Below are 20691 nucleotides of genomic sequence, written 5' to 3'. Positions count from 1 at the left end.
AGAGGCCATGACCGACAACACATTTTCCGAAGCCGAGCGCGAAGCGGTTTATAGAGCCATCGCCGAGCGCCGCGACATGCGCCATTTCACCGGCGGCAGCGTCGAGCCGGAGCTGTTGCGCCGACTTTTGGAAGCCGCCCACCAGGCCCCAAGCGTCGGCCTGATGCAGCCTTGGCGCTTCATTCGCATCAGCGACCGAACTTTACGCGGGCAGATCCAGAACCTCGTCGAAGAAGAACGCATCCGCACCGCCGAAGCCCTCGGCGAGCGCAGCGACGAGTTCATGAAACTCAAGGTCGAGGGTATCCATGAGTGCGCCGAAGTGCTGGTCGCCGCGTTGATGGACGATCGCGAAAAGCACATTTTCGGTCGTCGCACGCTGCCGGAAATGGACATGGCCTCGCTGTCCTGCGCGATCCAGAATCTGTGGCTGGCCTCGCGCGCCGAAGGCCTGGGCATGGGCTGGGTTTCACTATTCGAGCCACAGGCACTCGCTGACCTGTTGAAGTTGCCCGAAGGCGCCAAGCCTCTCGCTGTTTTATGTCTGGGCCCGGTCAAGGAATTCTATCCGGCGCCGATGCTGGTACTCGAAGGGTGGGCGCAGGCGCGTCCGCTCAATGAGTTGCTGTACGAAAATTATTGGGGAGTGAGTCAATGAGTGTGGCGTTGTTGAGTGTCGCCGCGGTGGCGCTGGATGCGCTGCTCGGTGAACCGAAACGCTGGCATCCGCTGGTGGCTTTCGGCAATTTTGCCGGGCGCATCGAGCAACGTTTCAACGCCGGTGGCCGGGGCTGGCGCAGCCACGGCGTCACCGCGTGGGTGATCGCGGTGCTGCCGCTGACCTTGCTCGCCACCGCATTTTCCTGGGCACCGTACGTGGGCTGGGTCGTCGAGATTCTTGCATTGTATTGCGCCCTCGGCATGCGCAGCCTCGGCGAGCATGTGGCGCCGGTGGCCGCTGCTTTGCGCGCAGATGATCAGGAAGAGGCGCGCAAGCGTGTCGGCTATCTGGTCAGCCGCCAGACCGATGAACTCGACAGCACGGCGGTCGCTCGCGCTGCAACTGAGTCGGTGCTGGAAAACGGCAGTGATGCGGTGTTTGCCGCGTTGTTCTGGTTTGTCGTGGCCGGTGCGCCGGGCGTGGTCCTCTATCGCTTGAGCAACACGCTCGATGCGATGTGGGGCTATCGCAACGAACGCTTCGAACGTTTCGGCTGGGCGGCGGCGAAAATCGACGACGTGTTGAACTACATTCCTGCGCGTCTGGTGGCGTTGACCTACGCACTGCTGGGCAAAACCCGACTTGCACTGAAGTGCTGGCGCACCCAGGCGCCGAAGTGGGACAGCCCCAACGCTGGCCCGGTGATGGCGGCTGGCGCCGGTGCGCTGGGCGTGGAATTAGGTGGGCCGGCGATTTACCACGGCGAACTTCACGACCGTCCGCAACTGGGTGAAGGCGTTCCCGCCGATGCAGATTCCATTGACCGTGGCTGGCAATTGGTCCAGCGCGGCGTATGGTTATGGCTGCTGATTCTCTGCGTGGGGGCTGAATTCTATGCTTGAGCACGGTGGCCGGCTGCGCAAGGCTGCACACGATTACGGCATTGCCGAGGCGGACTGGCTCGACCTGTCCAGCGGCCTCGCGCCATGGCCATTTCCGATCCCGGAAATCCCGCTGCGCGCCTGGGCGCGCCTGCCGGAAACCGACGACGGCCTGGAGCAAGCTGCGTGCGATTACTACGGTGCCGCGCAAGTGCTGCCGGTGGCCGGTTCGCAGATGGCCATTCAGTTGCTGCCGCGTTTGCGTCGGGCCGGCAAGGTCGGTGTGTTGTCGCCGTGTTATGCCGAACACGCCGAAGCTTGGCGGCGCAGCGGTTACATCGTGCGCGAAGTGCTGGAGCAGGAAGTCGAATTCTTTCTCGACAGCCTCGACGTGCTGGTGGTGGTCAACCCGAACAACCCGACCGGCCTGAGCCTGACCCCGGCGCGATTGCTCGACTGGCATGCGCGGCTCGCCCGGCGCGGTGGCTGGCTGGTGGTCGATGAAGCTTTCATGGATAACACGCCACAACTGAGTCTGGCGCCGCATGCCCATCAAGTCGGGCTGATCGTGTTGCGTTCGTTCGGCAAGTTTTTCGGTCTGGCCGGGGTGCGTCTGGGCTTTGTCCTGGCCGAGCGCAAGTTGCTCAAGCTGCTCGCCGAACAGGTCGGGCCTTGGGCGGTGAGTGGGCCGACGCGGGTGCTCGGGCAAGCGTGTCTGCAAGACACTGAAGGGCACACACGCCAACGGATTCGCAGTGATGAGGCCAGTGAGCGGCTGGCGGCGCTGCTTGAACGCTACGGCTTCAAGCCGCAGGGCGGCTGCGCGCTGTTCCAGTGGCTGATCACCGAGCATGCCGAAGCGATGCACGGGTTCATGGCCCGTCGCGGCATTCTCCTGCGCATCTTCACTCACAACAGCAGTTTGCGTTTTGGCCTGCCCGCCGACGCGGCTGAAGAGGCGCGTCTCGAACACGCTTTAAGCGCTTTTGCCAAGGATCACGCATGACCACCCTGATGGTGCAGGGCACCACCTCCGATGCCGGTAAAAGCACACTGGTGACGGCGCTGTGCCGCTGGGCGACGCGTCAAGGCGTGGCGGTCGTACCGTTCAAGCCACAGAACATGGCGCTCAACAGCGCCGTGACCGCCGATGGCGGTGAGATCGGCCGCGCGCAAGCGGTGCAGGCGCAAGCAGCGTTTCTTGAACCGCACACCGACATGAATCCGGTGCTGCTCAAGCCCAACAGCGATATCGGCGCGCAAGTGATCATTCATGGCCGCGCGGTAACGTCGATGAATGCCGTGGCGTATCACGACTACAAAGCCATCGCGATGAAAGCGGTGCTCGCGTCCCACGAACGGCTCAGCGCGGCGTATCCGTTGGTGATGGTCGAAGGCGCGGGTTCGCCGGCGGAGATCAATCTGCGCGCGGGCGACATCGCCAACATGGGGTTTGCCGAAGCGGTGGATTGCCCGGTTTTGCTGATTGCCGACATCAATCGTGGCGGGGTTTTCGCGCATCTGGTCGGCACCCTGGAGTTGCTCTCGCCGAGCGAACAGGCGCGGGTGAAGGGCTTCATCATCAACCGTTTTCGCGGTGACATCGCCTTGCTGCAACCGGGCCTCGACTGGCTGGAACAGCGCACCGGCAAACCGGTGGTGGGCGTGTTGCCATATGTGATGGATCTGCACCTTGAGGCCGAGGACGGCATCGATCAGCGCCAGACCGACAAGGCCGAACAAGTGCTGAAAGTGGTGGTGCCGGTGCTGCCACGCATCAGCAACCACACCGATTTCGATCCGCTGCGTTTGCATCCGCAGGTCGATCTGCAATTTGTCGGGCCGGGGCAGGCGATTCCTGCTGCTGACCTGATCATTCTGCCGGGCTCGAAAAGCGTGCGCAGCGATCTGGCTTATCTGCGTGCCAATGGCTGGGATGCGGCGATTTCTCGGCACTTGCGTTACGGCGGCAAAGTGCTGGGGATCTGCGGCGGTCTGCAGATGCTCGGTGAGCAGGTGCATGACCCGCTCGGTCTTGAAGGTGCGCCGGGCACGAGTGCCGGTTTGGGCTTGCTGGCGTTCGAAACCACACTTGAAGCCGAGAAGCAGTTGCGCAATGTGCGTGGACGGCTGGCGCTGGAAGATGCCGACGTCAGCGGCTATGAAATTCATGCCGGCGTGACCAGCGGACCGGCACTGGAAAACGCTGCGGTGTATCTGGATGACGGTCGTTGCGATGGTGCACAGAGTGTTGATGGGCAGGTATTTGGCACCTATCTGCATGGCCTGTTTGAATCGCCGGCGGCGAGTGCGGCGTTGTTGCGCTGGGCCGGGTTGAGCGATGTCCAGGAGGTGGATTACCACGGCTTGCGCGAGCGTGATATCGAGCGTTTGGCGGATCTGGTGGAGAAGCATCTGGATACTGATCTGTTGCGTCGGCTCTGTGGGATTTGAGTTGCCTGTGCTGGCCTCTTCGCGAGCAGGCTCGCTCCCACAGTGAATGCGGTTAGCCATACATTTTGAGTACAACTCATAACCCTGTGGGAGCGAGCCTGCTCGCGAAAGCGGCGGTTGTCTCACTTGAATTTTCCTGGATGAACCCATGCTCCAACTGATCCTCGGCGGCGCCCGCTCCGGCAAAAGTCGCCTGGCAGAAAAACTCGCCAGCGATAGCCATCTGGCGGTCACCTACATCGCCACCAGCCAACCCCTCGATGGTGAAATGAGCGATCGCGTCGCCCATCACCGCGCCCGCCGTCCCGTCGAATGGGCACTCATTGAAGAACCCTTGGAACTGGCCCGCGTCCTGCGCGAATCCGCCAGCGCCGAGCGTTGTTTGCTGGTCGATTGCCTGACCCTGTGGCTGACCAATCTGCTGATGCTCGATGACGCCGAACGCCTCGCTGCCGAGCGCGAAGCCCTGCTCGAATGCCTGGCCTCGCTGCCGGGAGAAATCATTTTTGTCAGCAACGAGACCGGAATGGGTGTCGTGCCGCTGGGCGAATTGACTCGCCGCTACGTCGATGAAGCCGGTTGGCTGCATCAAGCTCTGGCCGAGCGTTGTCAGCGTGTTGTCCTGACCGTCGCCGGCCTGCCCCTGACTCTGAAAGGACCTGCGTTATGACTCAAACCTGGTGGCTGAACTCGTGCAAACCGGTCGATCTCAACGTCGTTGCACAAGCGACGGCACGGCAGCAGCAATTGACCAAACCGGCCGGTTCGCTCGGTCGACTGGAATCGGTCGCGGTGCAACTGGCCGGTCTGCAAGGCCAGATCAAACCGACGCTGGCGCAAGTGTGGATCGCGATTTTTGCCGGTGATCACGGCGTGGTGGCTGAAGGGGTTTCGGCGTTCCCGCAGGAAGTCACCGGGCAGATGTTGCTCAACTTTGTCAGCGGCGGTGCGGCGATCAGTGTGTTGGCGCGGCAGCTCGGTGCGCAGCTGGAAGTAGTTGATCTGGGCACGGTGAATCCAGCGCTGAACCTGGCGGGTGTACGTCACTTGAGCATCGGTCCGGGCACGGCCAACTTTGTGCAGGGCGCGGCGATGACTCAGGCTCAAGGCGAGCTGGCGTTGCAGGCCGGTCGCGACAGTCTGCTGCGGGCGAAAGCCGCAGGCGCACAGTTGTTCATCGGTGGCGAAATGGGCATCGGCAACACCACCGCCGCCAGCGCCTTGGCCTGTGCCTTGCTCGATTGCCCGGTGGCACATCTGACCGGTCCCGGTACCGGGTTGAATGCCGAAGGCGTCAGCCATAAAGCGCAAGTGATCGAGCGTGCATTGGCGTTGCATGCAGCGCAGCGTGGCGATGTGTTGCAGACGCTGTTCAACCTGGGTGGTTTTGAAATCGCCGCGCTGGTCGGTGCCTATCTGGCAGCGGCTCAAGAAGGCATTGCGGTGTTGGTCGACGGCTTTATCTGCACGGTCGCGGCGCTGGTTGCGGTGCGTTTGAATCCGGCCTGCCGCGAGTGGTTGCTGTTCGGCCATCGCGGTGCCGAGCCGGGCCATCGTCATGTGCTGGAAACCCTGCAGGCCGAGCCGTTGCTGGAGCTCGGTTTGCGTCTGGGCGAGGGCAGTGGCGCAGCGCTGGCGGTGCCATTGCTGCGTCTGGCCTGTGATCTGCACGGGCAGATGGCGACCTTCGCCGAAGCAGCGGTAGCGGATCGTCCGGCATGACCCTGCAACTGGATCTGCTGCGCCACGGTGAGACTGAACTCGGCGGTGGTTTGCGCGGCAGCCTCGACGATGCACTGACCGAAAAGGGCTGGACGCAAATGCGTGCGGCCGTGGTCGAGGGCGGGCCGTGGGATCGGATCGTCAGTTCGCCGTTGCAACGTTGCGCGCGGTTTGCCGCAGAGCTAGGTGAGCAACTGAACCTGTCAGTGCATCTGGACAAGGATCTGCAGGAACTGCATTTCGGTGCGTGGGAAGGGCAGAGCGCGGCCGCGTTGATGGAGACCGATGCTGAAGCGCTGGGGTTGTTCTGGGCCGATCCGTATTCGTTTACGCCGCCGCAGGGTGAACCGGTCAGCGAGTTTTCTACTCGAGTGCTGGAGGCCGTTGCGCGCCTGCACAGTGCATACGCTGGCGAGCGGGTTTTGCTGATCAGTCATGGCGGCGTGATGCGTTTGTTGCTGGCGCAAGCGCGAGGGTTGCCGCGCGAACAACTGCTCAATGTCGAGGTTGCTCATGGCGCGTTGTTTGCGCTGACGGTCGATGTTGACGGTTCACTCAAGGAAGGTTGCTGACATGTTGCCGCTGTGGATCGCCCTGCAATTTCTCAGCAGCCTGCCGATTCGTTTGTCGGGGATGCCTGAGCCGGAGCAGCTTGGGCGGTCGCTGCTGTTTTATCCGTTGGTGGGGCTGCTGTTCGGCGTGATCCTGTGGGCGCTGAATCTCGCCTTGAGCGGCGCGCCGTTGTTGCTGCATGCGGCATTGCTGTTGACGGTTTGGGTGCTGCTCAGCGGCGCACTGCACCTTGATGGTCTGGCTGACAGCGCCGATGCCTGGCTCGGCGGTTTTGGTGATCGCGAGCGTACGCTGACCATCATGAAGGACCCGCGCAGCGGGCCGATTGCGGTAGTGACGCTGGTGTTGGTGTTGCTGCTCAAGTTTGCCGCGCTGCTGGCGCTGATTGAGCAACAGCAAGGCGTTGCGTTGATCATTGTGCCGTTGCTCGGGCGGGCGGCATTGCTTGGGTTGTTTCTGACCACGCCGTATGTGCGCGCGGGCGGGTTGGGGCAGGCGTTGGCGGATCATTTGCCGCGCAAGGCCGGGTGGTGGGTGCTGGGCGCAAGTGCGTTGGCCTGCGTGCTGATTGCCGGGTTCAGTGGCGTTGTTGCGCTGGTGATTTCGGTCGGTGTGTTTGTCTGGTTGCGGCAGGTGATGATGCGGCGGTTGGGCGGGACGACGGGCGATACGGCGGGGGCGTTGCTGGAATTGCTGGAGATGGTGGTGCTGGTTGGAGTGGTTTTGGCCTGATGGATTTCTACTGGTCATGCCGGCCTCATCGCGAGCAGGCTCACTCCTACAGTTGACCGCGTTCCCCTGTAGGAGTGAGCCTACTCGCGATAGCGGTTTGCCAGGTAGTACAAATGTTATGGATAAACTCATCTGTAACTTGATTTAACACAGTCGCGGGTATATACACGCATCATGCTTCCTTCTCAGTGTTTGTGCACCAACCTGCGTCGCGCCGCGCGTGGCGTCAGCAGGCATTACGACGGCGCTCTCGACGGCTTCGGGATCAACGTTGCCCAGTATTCTTTGCTGTGCAACCTGCAGCGTCTGGATCAACCGAGCATCTCCGAACTCGCCGAAGCGATGGGCCTGGATCGCAGCACCCTCGGGCGCAATTTGCGGGTGCTGGAAGGCGAGGGGCTGGTGGTATTGGCCGAGGGCGAGGACATGCGTAACCGCATCGTCAAGCTTACCGAGACCGGCGTGCAACGCTTGGCAGCAGCACTGCCAGCCTGGGAAGCGGCGCAGCAGCGGTTGATTGACCGACTGGGTGCCGAGAAGCGTGAAACCTTGCTCAGATTGCTGGATGAACTGGCCTGAGGCCGGTTTTTTCCAAACTCAAGCGGGTATATACCCGCAAGCGGAGAACAATAATGACATCGATGTGGCGTACGTGCGGGTGGGTGTTGGTCGGGAGTGCGCTGATTCTCGCGTTGTCATTGGGCGTGCGGCACGGTTTCGGTCTGTTCCTGTCGCCGATGAGCGCGCAGTTCGGCTGGGGGCGCGAGGTGTTTGCCTTCGCCATCGCTTTGCAGAATTTGATCTGGGGCCTGGCGCAACCGTTTACCGGCGCATTGGCTGACCGCTTCGGCGCGGCAAAAGTGGTGCTCATCGGTGGGGTGCTCTACGCGGCAGGTCTGGTGTGCATGGGCCTGTCGGATTCGGCGGTGACGCTGTCGCTGAGCGCTGGTCTGCTGATTGGTATCGGTCTGTCCGGCACCTCGTTCTCGGTGATTCTCGGCGTGGTCGGCCGCGCGGTGCCGCCGGAAAAACGCAGCATGGGCATGGGCATTGCCAGCGCCGCCGGCTCTTTCGGCCAGTTCGCCATGTTGCCGGGTACCCTCGGCTTGATTGGCTGGCTCGGCTGGTCGGCGGCGTTGTTGGTATTGGGCTTGCTGGTGGCGCTGATCGTGCCGCTGGTGAGCATGCTCAAGGACAAGCCGATGCCGGTGCTTAGGCATGAACAAACCCTGTCCGAAGCGCTGCGCGAAGCCTGCTCGCATTCGGGTTTCTGGTTGTTGGCATTCGGCTTTTTCGTCTGCGGTTTTCAGGTGGTGTTTATCGGCGTGCACTTGCCTGCGTATCTGGTCGATCAGCATCTGCCAGCCAGCGTTGGCACGACGGTGTTGGCGTTGATCGGATTGTTCAATATCTTCGGTACCTACACCGCCGGCTGGCTCGGCGGGCGTATGTCCAAACCGCGTCTGTTGACAGCGTTGTACTTGTTGCGTGCGGTGGTGATTGTGCTGTTTCTGTGGCTGCCGGTGACGACCACGTCGGCCTACCTGTTCGGTATGGCCATGGGGTTGCTGTGGCTATCGACGGTGCCGTTGACCAACGGTACGGTGGCGACCTTGTTTGGCGTGCGAAATCTGTCCATGCTCGGTGGCATCGTGTTTCTGTTCCATCAGCTGGGTTCGTTCCTCGGCGGCTGGCTGGGCGGGGTGGTGTATGACCGAACCGGGAGTTACGACTTGATCTGGCAAGTGGCGATTTTGCTGAGCCTGCTGGCGGCCGCGCTCAACTGGCCGGTGCGCGAGCGCCCGGTCGCACGTCTGCAGACCGCAGCGGGCGCCGCATGAGCCGATTCTGGCCACGAATGGCCATCACCGCACTCGGCGCCACCTTGCTGGCACTGGTGTGGTGGGGCTGGCAGCAGGGCGGCCTGGCCTTGATGCAGTTGGGCATGAGCATTTGCTAGAAACGGGGATGACGAGTAACGTCGAATTCTGAACGACTGCTCAAGGATGCTCGACATGCTGATGCGCTGGTGTGCTGTTCCCGCGATGCTGATGGCGTTGACTGGCCTGGCTCAGGCCGCTGACTGTCCTGAACTGCTGCAAGGCTCGCTGCCCAAATTGCGGGCGAAGGAATCCATCGATCTGTGTAAACAGTACGCCGACAAACCGTTGGTGGTGGTCAACACCGCCAGCTTTTGCGGTTTTGCCCCTCAGTTCGAAGGCCTTGAGGCGCTGCATAAGCGCTTTGAGTCGCAAGGACTGCAAATGCTCGGCGTCCCTTCCAATGACTTCAAGCAGGAGTCCAAGGACAGCGCCGAGACTGCCAAGGTCTGCTACGCCAACTACGGCGTGACGTTCGCCATGACTGAGCCGCAGAAAGTCCGTGGCGATGACGCGACGCATATGTTCCAGGTGCTGGCTGCGCAGAGCAGCGCGCCGAAGTGGAATTTCTACAAGTATGTGGTCGATCGCCAAGGCAAGGTGATCGCCAATTTCTCCAGCCTGACCAAGCCTGATGATCCGGAGTTTGTTGCCGCGATCGAAAAGGCTATCGCCTCGAAACCACTGAAGCCCTGAATCCGTAGGCCGGCGATGATTTTGTAGGAGCTACGGCACGCTGCGATCTTTTGACTTTAAAAAACAGATCAAAAGATCGCAGTCTCGTTGCACTCGACAGCTCCTACACGTGTCGCAAACGTCAGGCATTAAAAAGCCCCGCCTCTGCAAAGAGAGCGGGGCTTTTTTGTGGGCGAGGGATCAGCCTCGCCACACAGCATCAGAAGCGATAAGTCGCGCCGACACCGAAACCGTTTGCCGAGTTTTCATACTTGGCGTCGTAGCTCTGTCCACGGTTGTTTTCGTTGCGGATCTTCACCGACTCTTCTTTCAGATACGAGTAGGCAACGTCGATGGTCAGGTCGTCGGTCGGACTCCAGCCGGCACCGATACTGAAGATGGTACGGTCGCCAGTCGGAATGCGTGGCGAACGGTCTTCATTATTGGTCGGCGACTGGTCGAAGGTCAGACCGGTACGCAGTACCCATTCCTTGTTCAACTGGTACGAAGTACCCACGGCGTAGGCCCAGGAGTCATGCCAGTTCTGGTCTTCGTTAATCGAACCGAACTGGCCGGCCAGCAGCGGCTGCACACCGGAGTTTTTCACGGTGATTTTTTCCAGCTGGCTCCAACGGGTCCAGGTGGTACCGGCATACACGTTCCAGCGATCGTTGATCGCCTGGGTAACCGAGAGGTCGACCGATTCGGGTGTGGTGATCTTCAGCGAAGCGTCGTACTTCTGGCTGGCGCCCAGACCGACTGCGGCCAGTGCGCCGTAGTTGACCTTGGTGTTGCCTTCGAGCTTGTAGTCGACTTTCGAGTGATAGGTCAGGCCCACGCGAGTGGTGTCGGTGGCTTGTACCAGCAGGCCGACGTTGTAGCCCAGTGCGGTGTCGTCACCCTTGATCTTCACCTTGCCGTCCGGCAGGGCTTGAGTGATCGACAGGTTGGATTCCAGCGCACCGTCAATGCGGTTGATGGTTGGGCCGAAACCGATCGACACCTTGTCGTTGAAGGCGTAGCTGATGGTCGGTTGGAAAGTGATGACTTGTACTTCGGACTTGCTGCCGAAGTAACGGCCGGCAAAGCCGTTTTCATAATCAGTGATCAGGCCGAACGGCACATAAACGCCGAGGCCGAATGCCCAATGCTCATCGATTGGTTTGACATAGAAGCCCATAGGTACCGCGGTGAAGGGCACCATGTCGCCTTTGTTGCTGCCGCCGTTGGGGCTGGAGCTGGCATTGCTGATATCGGTATGAGCATCGACGACGGCTACGCCACCGGTAACTTGTTCGCGCTTGATGCGCGACATGCCGGCAGGGTTGCCATACACAGTGCTTGCGTCGTCGGCAGAAGAAGATCGCCCGGCAAAACCAGTCCCCATCCCACTGATGCTTTGTTCGTTGAGGGCAAAGCCGGCCGCAAAAATTTGAGTGGAGGCAAGGGTAACGGCGAGGCTAAGGGTGGTTTTGAGCATGACTTTTTTCATTATTAGAACTCCTGGTGATCACCGGGGCGAAAATTACCAAGATTTTCGTCACAGCGCTATAGTCCGTATGCCTTGAGTTAGAGCGGTTTTGTAGGACAATCCGACCAGAATCGCGACCTGTTGGCAGATCTTCTGAAACCAGTGGGTCAGCACGCGACCTGATTCACCGTTGAAACACAGGTGTGCCAGGCATAAGTGAAGTCGCGCAGGCGACCTTGGGGTTGAAAGGTCTGGCGCCAGATACGCGCCATTCCCAGCAAATCGTTGGAGTCGGGTAGGGTGGGGTTTTGTTCTTCCACCAGCAACCAGGCGATGGCCGTGGCGTAACGCAGATTGACCGTCAGTTCCAGGTGTGGACCGCTCAGGAATGCATGTTGACTGGCGAGGCCGCGCACCAGGCTGGCGCGTTCCGGATCGAGCGCCAGATAATCATCCCAAAGGGCTTGATGGCGATGCTCGGCGATGCGGTAGAGGCCGTGGCCCCGGCGGTCATGCAGGGCTGAACCCAGGGCTGACTGGCTGGCGGCGATGCCCAGCAGCAGGGATTCGGCAGTCGCGCTGTGACGTCCCAGGTAGATCAGCGTAGGACGGATCACGTAGCGGCATAGTTCGCTGGCAGCGATACCCATAAAACCCTCGGTTCTTGTTATTAATGGCGAGTCCTGAAGGGGGCTTGGCAGCTGTGGATCGGTTCAGGCTCGCCGCAAGCGGATCACGCCGCTTGAGTTGAAGTGTAGTGTCATATTCGCGACGTAAAGGCCTGTTTTTAAAATATTTTCGGCTTCGAGTTATAACCGTTATATCGGTTGGTACTTAAGCGCCGTCGGCTAAAAGTGAAACATCGGGCAATAAAAAGCCCCGCATTTTTGTGCGGGGCTTTGCTTTTGCAGCCTTTTCGGCTCTCAGGCAATCAATGCCTGACGGGTACGATCGATCACGGCCTGCAGCGGTTCCGCGCTGGAGTACTGATCGGGGTACAGACGCTCGCTGTGGCGGGCGATACCGTGTTCGTTGACCAGTGTGAAACTGAAGCAGCCTTTGCGAGCGGCCATGATCAGGCAGTTCATTGGTGCAAAAGCGTTGGTTAGGGTGCGAATGGCATCCTGAGTATGGATTTGAGTAGACATAGTTATTAGGTGTTCCTACAAATGACACGGATAAGAACCGTGCAACGTTAAAACGTTCCAGTAACGTCGATCACCATTGATCGAACGAAGAACCCGACTGGAACAAAGCAGCCAGTTTGAAGCGCTGATAAGTTGGCGCGCTTGGGCTGGCAGGTAGGTACTTAGGAGGGCAGGCATCACAACAAGGGCAAAGGTTCTGGGCCCGGGGTGAAGATCCTGATCAATTTGCAGGTTGGTTCGGTCAGAGTAAGTGCTCTTCGCAACACCCTTCGCATCATTGGAAGGCAGTGTTGTCGCAAGATTTACCTGGAAACCATCGAGGGGTCGTTCCCGCTTTTTCGGTAGGGCTTCTTGGTAGAAGGCTGACCGTGGGGATGTGTTCGACCGGAATTGACTTTCAGCTTGGTACTAACGCCGCGGATACTAACGGATCGAAACGGGTAAAGCAAACTTGGCGTAGAAAAACATTGCAGCCACAGATCGAGTCTGCTTGGCCGGTTGACTGAATTGCCCGTAATTGGCGCATTTTTTGACCGCCGGTCGGTGAAGAGATTTTCATCAGGGCGCGTGCCAGACCGGTTTATCCCCAGCCCGACTGCCAAAGCGACCCGAAAAAGCGCAGCGATATAACCAGGTAACAGGTACTTGTGCACATTAGTTGCGCAGGCTGTAACGGCGCTGTCATACCAATCCTGACCCCGGTGGCTGCCTGTAACGAAAGTTTAAGTCAATGAAAAACATCGCTTTTTTTTGTTGGTGAAAAAATCGTCAGTTTGACTGCGAGCCCCATTCCATAAGGCTTTGCGAGAGTTGGAAGGCGGTTGTCCACTGAGTTATCCACAGCTTCTGTGGATTGTCCCGAGCGCTTGCTCTAGGACGGGCGTGCCGGGTTTTTTTTCGACTTTACCTGTAAGAAAAAGAGAGTAGAGTGGCGCGCCTTCCGATTCGTCCCACAGTGCTTTATGAAGTTTCGCTCAGTATCAGACTCTGTTACCTCACAGCCTTCTCCTGTTACCCCGCCCAAGCGATTTTCCGTTCGCGTTGCCGAATGGCTGCTCGACAGCCCGCGCCTGAGCGACAGTGACAATGCCAAACACCTCGCTGGCCGCCTGCTCAAGCAACCGGCGCGTGAAGGTGTGGTCGCCGCGCAAAGTCGCCTCGGTCAATTGATGTGCCGCGAGTGCGGCAACGCACGGGATCGTCGCATCGGTCAGGATCTGCTGCGTCAGGCCGCCCGCGCCGGCGACCGTCGCGCGCAACAGGAACTTGGTCTGCTCGAAGACTGAGCTGTCCAAGACCTGACACCTTGGTTAACCTTCAGGCTTTATAAGATCGGCGGGAGTGGCTATGGCTATGGACTTGACCAGCGTATTGCTGGGGCTTGCAGGGGCGGGATTGCCACTGCTGGCATTGGCCTGGCAGCTGCAACGCCGGGCGAGCAATGGGCAGGCCGAGGTCGCGTTGCTTGAAGAACGGTTGGCCATGGCACAACTGGCACAGGACGGACTCAACGCGCAGCTCGACGCCAGCCGCGATGAAGTCGCCGATCTCGGCCAGGCCAATGCCGCCAAGCAGGCTGATCTGGCGGCCCTGCGCCGGGAAGTCGAACTGCTGCAGATCGAGCGCGACGACGCCCGCGATGCCTCCCACGCCTGGAACCTCGAACGCGCCAACAAGGAAGCCGAGCTGCGCCGCCTCGACGCACAGGCCGCTTCATTGAACGCCGAACTGCGCGAGCAACAGGAAAGCCACCAGCAACGCCTCAACGATCTGCAAGGCTCGCGCGATGAACTGCGCGCGCAGTTTGCCGAGCTGGCCGGGAAGATCTTCGATGAGCGCGAGCAGCGTTTTGCCGAGACCAGTCAGCAACGGCTCGGTCAGTTGCTCGATCCGCTCAAGGAACGCATTCAGTCCTTCGAAAAACGTGTGGAAGAAAGTTATCAGGCCGAGGCCCGCGAGCGTTTCTCGCTAGCCAAGGAGCTGGAGCGCTTGCAGGCGCTCAATCTGCGTCTGAGCGACGAAGCCACCAACCTGACCCGTGCCCTCAAAGGCCAGAAAACCCAAGGCAACTGGGGCGAGCTGATTCTCGAGCGTGTGCTCGAACACGCCGGTCTGGAGAAGGGCCGCGAGTACCAGACCCAGGTCAACCTCAAAGGCCCGGATGGCGAGCGTTTTCAGCCTGACGTGATCATTTATCTGCCGGGCGACAAGCAAGTGGTGGTGGATTCCAAGGTCAGTCTCACCGCGTATCAGCAATACGTGGCTGCCGACGACGACAGCCTTGGGCAGATCGCGATCAAGCAGCACGTGCTGTCGTTGCGCAATCACGTCAAAGGCCTGGCCGGCAAGGACTACAAGCGCCTGGAAGGTCTGCACAGCCTTGATTTCGTTTTGCTCTTCGTGCCGATCGAAGCGGCGTTTTCGGCGGCGTTGCAGGCTGAGCCATCGCTGTTTCAGGAAGCCTTCGACCGCAACATCGTCATCGTCAGCCCGACCACCTTGCTGGCAACTTTGCGCGTGATCGACAGCCTCTGGAAGCAGGAGCGCCAGAGCCAGAACGCCCGTGAAATCGCCGAGCGCGCCGGCTGGCTGTACGACAAATTCGTGCTGTTCATTCAGGATCTGGACGAGGTTGGCAATCGTCTGCAACAGCTGGATAAAGCCTATAGTTCAGCGCGCAACAAGCTGACCGAGGGGCGCGGCAATCTGGTCAGTCGCAGTGAACAGCTCAAATTGCTCGGTGCGCGGGCGAGCAAGAGTTTGCCGGCGGACTTGCTGGAGCGGGCGATGACCGATGTCGATGGTCTCGTCGAACTCCCTGAATAAAGATCAAAAAATCACAGCCTCCGGCAGCTCCTACAGGATGTACGCCATACCAATGTAGGAGCTGCCGGAGGCTGCGATCTTTTGCTTCTATAGCGGCAAATACCGACTCAACAACGCCCGCAACGCCGCCGGTTTCACCGGTTTCGGCAGATAATCCAACCCCGCCGCATGCACCTGCGCAACCATCTCCGGTCGCCCGTCAGCACTGATCACCACGCCTGGCACCGGCTCGCCCAGGCGGGTGCGCAACCATGCCATCAACTCGGTGCCGGTATCGCCGTGGTCAAGGTGATAGTCGACCAACGCCAGTTGCGGTCGCACGCCGTCACTCAGCAGCGCCGCACATTCCTCACGGTTGCGCGCCGTCCACACCTGACAACCCCAGCGGCTCAACAGGCTGTTCATGCCGATCAGAATGCTGTCTTCATTGTCGACACACAGCACCTGCGCGCCGCTCAGCAATTTGCCATTCAATTCAACGGCGGCGCTCGCCGGCACCGCTTGTGAGCGAGCCAGCGGCACGCTGACGCTGAACACACTGCCGCGCCCCGGCCACGAACGCACACGCAAGGTATGCCCGAGTACACGGCACAAACCATCGGCAATCGCCAACCCCAGCCCGAGGCCTTTTTCGGCACGGGTCTGATGGCTGTCGAGGCGTTTGAATTCTTCGAAAATCACCTGTTGTTTATCTTCCGGAATTCCCGGCCCGCGATCCCACACTTCCAGGCACAGTTCGCCGCCATGCCGGCGCACACCCAGTAACACCGGGCCTTTGGCGTAGCGAAATGCGTTAGTGAGGAAGTTCTGCAGAATCCGTCGCAGTAATTTGATGTCGCTGTCGATGCGCAAATGACTGCCGCGCACACGGAAAATCAGTCCTTGTTCCTGGGCCAGGGCCTTGAACTCGGCACCGAGAATGTCGAACAGTTCATTGACGGCGAACGGCTTGCGATCCGGGTTGATCTTGCCGTTTTCCAGGCGGGAAATGTCCAGCAGATCGCTGATCAAGTCCTCGGCCGAGCGCAACGAACTGTCGAGGTGCTGCACCAGTTTCTGCGCCTCACTGCTCAAACCATCGTCTTGATGGGAGAGGGCGGCGGAGAACAGCCGCGCCGCGTTCAGCGGCTGCATCAAGTCATGGCTGACCGCCGCAAGGAAGCGGGTTTTCGACTGGTTGGCCGCCTCAGCAGTGCCCTTGGCGTCAGTCAGCGCGACGTTGAGTTGCGACAGTTCCTGGGTGCGTTCGCTGACGCGTTGCTCCAGCCCTTCGTTAGCTTCGGTCAGTGCCTGCTCGGCTTCGCGGAACGCGGTGATGTCGGTGAAACTCATGACGAAGCCGCCGCCCGGCATCGGATTGCCGATCAACTCGATCACTCGGCCGTTGGGGAATAGCCGCTCAGACGTATGCGCGCGGCCCTGACGCATCCAGTGCAAACGGCGGGCAACGTGGACTTCTGCTTCGCCGGGGCCGCACAAACCGCGCTCGGCGTTGTAGCGAATAATGTCGGCGATCGGTCGGCCGACACTGATCAAACCGTCGGGGTAGTTGAACAGTTCCAGATAACGCCGGTTCCAGGCCACCAGTTTCAGCGACTGGTCGACCACGCTGATGCCTTGGGTAATGTTCTCGATCGCCCCTTGCAGCAAGGCGCGGTTGAACTGCAGTACCTCGGAGGCTTCGTCGGCGATGCGGACTACATCCTCCAGTTGCATTTCCCGACCTTCGATGGCGGCTTTTACCACGGCGCGCGTCGAAGAAGCGCCAAGCACACCGGCCAGCAAGCGCTCGGTGTGGGCGATCCATTCGCCGTCGGCATTCTGGTTCGGATTGAAGCCCTTGCCTTGGCGATAGGCGAAGCGAATGAAGCTCTGACGCGCGCGTTCCTCACCGACAAAGCGCGCGGCCAATTGCAGTAAGTCGTCGATCTGCACCGCCAGCATCGAGCGTGCACTCGGCCGCGCGCTGATCTCTTGACCGATGAAGCGCCCGGCCTGCCAGTGCTCCGAGACGCGAGTACGCGACAGCACCGAGACCCAGGCAAACAAAGTGAAGTTGCCGGCCAGCGACAGCACCACACCTTGGGTCAGCGGGGTAATTGGCAGGTTCAGTGGATTGCTGTGCAGCCACGCCAGCCCCGGAAAACTGCTTAGCGACCAGCCCAGGCTGTGCGCGGCAATCGGCAGGATCAACGTGTAGAACCAGAGGAATGTACCGGCGGCCAAACCGGCGAAAACACCGCGGCGGTTTGCCTGTTTCCAGTACAGCGCGCCGAGCATCGCTGGTGCCAGTTGGGTCACCGCAGCGAAGGCGATCTGGCCGATGGTCGCCAGGCTCGCGGTCGAGCCGAGCAAGCGATAGCTGACGTACGCCAGCAACAGAATCACCACGATGCTCACGCGGCGCACCGAGAGCATCCACTGGCGGAATACTTCGAATGGGCGCTCGGCGTTATTTCTGCGCAGCAACCACGGCAACAGCATGTCGTTGGAGACCATGGTCGACAACGCCACGCTGGCGACAATCACCATGCCGGTTGCCGCTGATGCGCCACCGATAAACGCCAGCATCGCCAGCGCCGGATGCGCCTGCGCCAAGGGTAGGCTGATCACGAAGGAGTCGGGCAGTACGTCGCTGGGCAGCATCATCTGGCCGGCCAGCGCGATCGGTACGACAAACAGCGCGGCCAGTGCGAGATAGGCGGGAAACACCCATTTGGCCAGACGCAGATCCTGCGGGTCGATGTTCTCCACCACCGTGACGTGGAACTGCCGAGGCAGGCAGATAATCGCCATCATCGCCACGCCGGTCTGCACCACCATCGACGGCCAGTTAATGGTTTCCTTCCAGTATTCCTCAAGGCGCGGGGCGAGCATGGCCTGATTGAACAAGTCGTCAAAACCGTCGTACAAGCCGTAAGTGACGAAGGCGCCGACGGCGAGGAAGGCGAACAGCTTGACCAGCGATTCGAAGGCAATCGCCAACACCATGCCCCGGTGGTGTTCGGTGGCATCGAGGTTGCGCGTGCCGAAGACAATGGTGAACAGCGCCAGCACCAGCGACACGATCAGCGCGGTGTCCTGGGCGCGGGTGCCCATGGCGTCGGCACCGGCACCGATCAACAGATTCACGCCGAGAACGATGCCTTTGAGCTGCAGGGCAATATATGGCAGGACGCCGACCAGACAGATCAGCGCCACGACCACCGCCAGCGATTGCGATTTGCCGTAGCGTGCAGCGATGAAGTCAGCGATGGAGGTGATGTTCTCCTGTTTGCTGATCATCACCATTTTCTGCAGGACCCACGGCGCGCCGACCAGCAGCAGGATCGGCCCAAGGTAAATCGGCAGGAATGACCACAGTTGTTCGGCCGCCTGACCGACTGCGCCGAAGAACGTCCAGCTGGTGCAATAAACTGCCAATGACAGGCTGTACACCCAGGCACGCATGCGCGGCGGCAACGGCGCGCTGCGACGGTCGCCGTAGAAGGCGATGGCGAACATTATGGCCATATAGGCCAGGGCTACGGCGGCGATCAGCCCGGTGGACAGCGACATGCAACACTCCCGACAGAAGACTCCCCGGCACTCCTGCCCGGGCGGACAGTCTCGCATGCGCGGGGCGGTTAGTCAGTGTCGACCAAGGTCGTGGCGTGGCGGGGTGTCGCAGGTTTGAGTGGGGGGCGTTGACAATGCCAAGCATTGAACCCTGTAGGAGCTGTCGAGTGAAACGAGGCTGCGATCTTTTGATCTTTGCCATCAAGATCAAAAGATCGCAGCGTGCCGCAGCTCCTACATGGGGATCGGCGTCAGTGCTGGTTCAGCGCAATATCTATCAGCCGATGCAGTTCATCCACCTCCAGCGGCGCCGCCGAAAACAGAATCCGGAACACCACCGGCGCCACCACCAGATTGATCAGCCGATCAACACTCGGAGCCACTTCATCCGGATGCCGCTCGATGATCGTCTGCAACTGCGCGCCAATGATCGTCACGCAGTACCCCGGCGTAGCGCTCGCCTGCACGTCGCGCATCATGTTGCGCCCAGGCTCCGAACTCATCTCATCGAGATACTGCTCAGCCCACGCACGAATATCACTGTGCAAGCTGCCGGTTTGCGCCGGTTCGCTGTCGGGGCGCATGCGGGCGAGGGCGACGTCGGCCAACAATGCCGACAGATCACCCCAGCGCCGGTAAATCGTCGACGGTGTAACGCCTGCACGCGCGGCGATCTGCGGGACGGTCACGGTCGAGCGCTCCTGTTCTTGCAGGAGCGCACGGACTGCCGAATGAATTGCATCTTGCACCCGGGCACTGCGGCCGCCGGGGCGTAAACCTTCTTTAATAGCCATGCGGCAGACCTTAACACAAAGAATTTGCTTTAAGCGTTGAGCGGTAGCACACTCCGCAAAAGCAAAAAATTAGCTTTTGCGGAGTGTGCACATGAATAGCGCTGTTTCACATCGTTCGAATCTGTGGTTTCTGGCGATCACCTTACTCAGTTTTCTCGCCGCTTCCACTGCGCCGACGCCGTTGTATCACTTGTATCAGGATCAACTGCACTTCTCGGCTGCGGTGCTGACGCTAATTTTCGGGGTCTACGCCCTGAGTCTGCTGGCAGCGCTACTGACCGTCGGTTCGCTCTCGGATCACCTCGGGCGCAAACCGGTGATTTTCACTTCGGTGCTGCTCAACGCGTTGGCGATGCTGCTGTTCATTTATGCTGACAGCGTCAGTGGGTTGATCGCAGCACGCGTACTGCAAGGCTTCGCTACTGGCATGGCCACCGCCGTTTTAAGTGCCACGTTGCTGGACACCGATCGCCAGCAAGGACCGCTGATCAACAGTGTCGCGCCGTTGCTGGGCATGGCGCTGGGTGGCATGGGCTGCGGGTTGCTGGCCGAGTTTGCCCCCGCGCCGTTGCAACTGACTTACTGGCTGCTGCTGGCGCTGTTTGTATTGCAGGCGTTATACGTTTGGCGTCTGCCGGAAAGCGTTACGCCGCAAGCCGGAGCGTGGGCATCGTTGCGGCCGACTTTGCATGTGCCGGTGCAGGCACGTTCAACGTTGTGGCGAGTGTTGCCGCTGAACACTGCAACCTGGGCGCTAGGCGGTTTCTATGCATCTCTGGCGCCATCGCTGGTGCGCACCGCCACCGGTTCGACCTCCAATCTGATCGGCGGCGCAACCGTGGCAGCCTTGACGGTGACCGGAGCATTGATGATTTTCACGCTGCGCAATCGTCCCGCGACAAGGGCCTTGCAGTTGGGCGCGAGCCTGTTGCCGATCGGCCTGGTGTTGATTCTGCTGGGTGTGCACAGCGCCAGCTTGGCGTTGTTTTTCCTCGGCACGCTGGTGGCCGGTTGCGGCTTTGGCTCGGGTTTTCTCGGTGCCGTTCGCAGCCTGGTGCCGCTGGCCTTGGCCCATGAGCGCGCGGGGTTGATGGCCGCGTATTACGTGCTCAGTTATCTGGCGTTCTGCCTGCCGGCGTTGCTCGCCGGGCACTTGTCGCGCAGTTACGGTCTGCTGGCGACCACCGATGGTTACGGTGCGGTGTTGATCGTGCTGGCCGTCGGCGCGTTGTTGCTCAGCCTGCGTTCCGCGCCAGCCAAAGTGTGCCGCGCTCCATAATCACTGCGGTTTCGGTTAGCCTTGGCCAGCCTTCTTC

At 60.3% G+C, this 20691-nt stretch carries 20 protein-coding genes; 15 read left to right on the top strand and 5 right to left on the bottom strand.

The window, feature by feature from the left end; genetic code table 11:
• The first annotated feature begins 7 nt into the window (after positions 1 to 7).
• The 12 genes from bluB to ACI514_RS16845 all read left to right on the top strand — a co-directional run bounded on the left by bluB (position 8) and on the right by ACI514_RS16845 (position 9599).
• A complete protein-coding gene (gene bluB / locus ACI514_RS16900; protein ID WP_160056904.1) occupies positions 8 to 658 on the top strand; it encodes a 5,6-dimethylbenzimidazole synthase in 651 nt (216 codons plus the stop codon).
• Positions 655 to 1563, top strand: coding sequence for an adenosylcobinamide-phosphate synthase CbiB (cbiB, locus tag ACI514_RS16895; RefSeq protein WP_405122063.1), 909 nt, complete (start codon positions 655 to 657; stop codon positions 1561 to 1563). Before bluB ends, cbiB begins: the two co-directional genes overlap by 4 nt.
• Positions 1556 to 2548 carry a threonine-phosphate decarboxylase CobD gene (gene cobD, locus ACI514_RS16890; RefSeq protein ID WP_160056908.1) on the top strand — a complete coding sequence of 331 codons (993 nt, stop codon included), beginning with the start codon at positions 1556 to 1558 and terminating at the stop codon, positions 2546 to 2548. Before cbiB ends, cobD begins: the two co-directional genes overlap by 8 nt.
• Positions 2545 to 3996, top strand: coding sequence for a cobyric acid synthase (locus tag ACI514_RS16885; RefSeq protein WP_160056910.1), 1452 nt, complete (start codon positions 2545 to 2547; stop codon positions 3994 to 3996). Before cobD ends, ACI514_RS16885 begins: the two co-directional genes overlap by 4 nt.
• 148 nt (positions 3997 to 4144) lie before the next feature.
• A complete protein-coding gene (cobU, locus tag ACI514_RS16880; protein WP_160056912.1) occupies positions 4145 to 4666 on the top strand; it encodes a bifunctional adenosylcobinamide kinase/adenosylcobinamide-phosphate guanylyltransferase in 522 nt (173 codons plus the stop codon).
• Complete coding sequence (gene cobT / locus ACI514_RS16875; protein ID WP_405122062.1) at positions 4663 to 5718, top strand: nicotinate-nucleotide--dimethylbenzimidazole phosphoribosyltransferase; 1056 nt, start codon at positions 4663 to 4665, stop codon at positions 5716 to 5718. The genes cobU and cobT overlap by 4 nt, the downstream gene beginning before the upstream one ends.
• Positions 5715 to 6290, top strand: coding sequence for an alpha-ribazole phosphatase family protein (cobC, locus tag ACI514_RS16870; protein WP_160056916.1), 576 nt, complete (start codon positions 5715 to 5717; stop codon positions 6288 to 6290). The genes cobT and cobC overlap by 4 nt, the downstream gene beginning before the upstream one ends.
• 1 nt (position 6291) lies before the next feature.
• Entirely contained in the window at positions 6292 to 7023 is a 732-nt protein-coding gene (locus ACI514_RS16865) for an adenosylcobinamide-GDP ribazoletransferase (protein ID WP_160056918.1), read from the top strand.
• A gap of 174 nt (positions 7024 to 7197) precedes the next feature.
• On the top strand, positions 7198 to 7602 hold the full coding sequence (locus ACI514_RS16860) for a MarR family winged helix-turn-helix transcriptional regulator (RefSeq protein WP_160056920.1): 405 nt from the start codon (positions 7198 to 7200) through the stop codon (positions 7600 to 7602).
• Between the two features lie 53 nt (positions 7603 to 7655).
• Positions 7656 to 8864: an MFS transporter gene (locus ACI514_RS16855; protein ID WP_405122061.1), complete on the top strand. Its 1209-nt coding sequence runs from the start codon at positions 7656 to 7658 to the stop codon at positions 8862 to 8864.
• Complete coding sequence (locus ACI514_RS16850; RefSeq protein WP_275113768.1) at positions 8861 to 8983, top strand: hypothetical protein; 123 nt, start codon at positions 8861 to 8863, stop codon at positions 8981 to 8983. Before ACI514_RS16855 ends, ACI514_RS16850 begins: the two co-directional genes overlap by 4 nt.
• Positions 8984 to 9038: 55 nt before the next feature.
• On the top strand, positions 9039 to 9599 hold the full coding sequence (locus ACI514_RS16845; RefSeq protein ID WP_160056924.1) for a glutathione peroxidase: 561 nt from the start codon (positions 9039 to 9041) through the stop codon (positions 9597 to 9599).
• A gap of 199 nt (positions 9600 to 9798) precedes the next feature.
• On the opposite strand, the gene ACI514_RS16840 is transcribed toward ACI514_RS16845, so the two are convergent.
• The 3 genes from ACI514_RS16840 to ACI514_RS16830 form a co-directional block, all read right to left on the bottom strand.
• Positions 9799 to 11070, bottom strand: a complete 1272-nt coding sequence (locus ACI514_RS16840; protein ID WP_102900832.1) for an OmpP1/FadL family transporter — start codon at positions 11068 to 11070, stop codon at positions 9799 to 9801.
• 146 nt (positions 11071 to 11216) lie between these two features.
• Positions 11217 to 11699: a hypothetical protein gene (locus tag ACI514_RS16835; RefSeq protein WP_007919783.1), complete on the bottom strand. Its 483-nt coding sequence runs from the start codon at positions 11697 to 11699 to the stop codon at positions 11217 to 11219.
• A gap of 273 nt (positions 11700 to 11972) precedes the next feature.
• Complete coding sequence (locus ACI514_RS16830) at positions 11973 to 12197, bottom strand: hypothetical protein (RefSeq protein ID WP_034156218.1); 225 nt, start codon at positions 12195 to 12197, stop codon at positions 11973 to 11975.
• Between the two features lie 962 nt (positions 12198 to 13159).
• Here ACI514_RS16830 and ACI514_RS16825 point away from each other — a divergent pair.
• The gene (locus ACI514_RS16825) at positions 13160 to 13483 is read left to right on the top strand and encodes a sel1 repeat family protein (RefSeq protein ID WP_160056928.1); all 324 of its coding nucleotides are present in this window, start codon (positions 13160 to 13162) and stop codon (positions 13481 to 13483) included.
• Positions 13484 to 13658: 175 nt separating this feature from the next.
• A complete protein-coding gene (rmuC, locus tag ACI514_RS16820) occupies positions 13659 to 15023 on the top strand; it encodes a DNA recombination protein RmuC (protein ID WP_163013634.1) in 1365 nt (454 codons plus the stop codon).
• Between the two features lie 87 nt (positions 15024 to 15110).
• Here the strand turns inward: rmuC and ACI514_RS16815 are convergent, their stop codons facing one another.
• Positions 15111 to 18581: a NahK/ErcS family hybrid sensor histidine kinase/response regulator gene (locus ACI514_RS16815; RefSeq protein WP_405122060.1), complete on the bottom strand. Its 3471-nt coding sequence runs from the start codon at positions 18579 to 18581 to the stop codon at positions 15111 to 15113.
• Between the two features lie 251 nt (positions 18582 to 18832).
• Complete coding sequence (locus ACI514_RS16810) at positions 18833 to 19375, bottom strand: TetR/AcrR family transcriptional regulator (protein WP_405122059.1); 543 nt, start codon at positions 19373 to 19375, stop codon at positions 18833 to 18835.
• A 91-nt stretch (positions 19376 to 19466) separates the two neighbouring features.
• Here ACI514_RS16810 and ACI514_RS16805 point away from each other — a divergent pair, with 91 nt between their 5' ends.
• The gene (locus ACI514_RS16805; RefSeq protein WP_405122058.1) at positions 19467 to 20654 is read left to right on the top strand and encodes an MFS transporter; all 1188 of its coding nucleotides are present in this window, start codon (positions 19467 to 19469) and stop codon (positions 20652 to 20654) included.
• Positions 20655 to 20691 lie beyond the last annotated feature (37 nt).

Origin of the sequence: Pseudomonas sp. M20 (assembly GCF_045037865.1) — a bacterium.
Lineage (GTDB): Bacteria > Pseudomonadota > Gammaproteobacteria > Pseudomonadales > Pseudomonadaceae > Aquipseudomonas.
The sequence above is the reverse complement of the archived record's forward strand: the minus strand, read 5'-3'. Positions and strand labels throughout refer to the sequence as shown.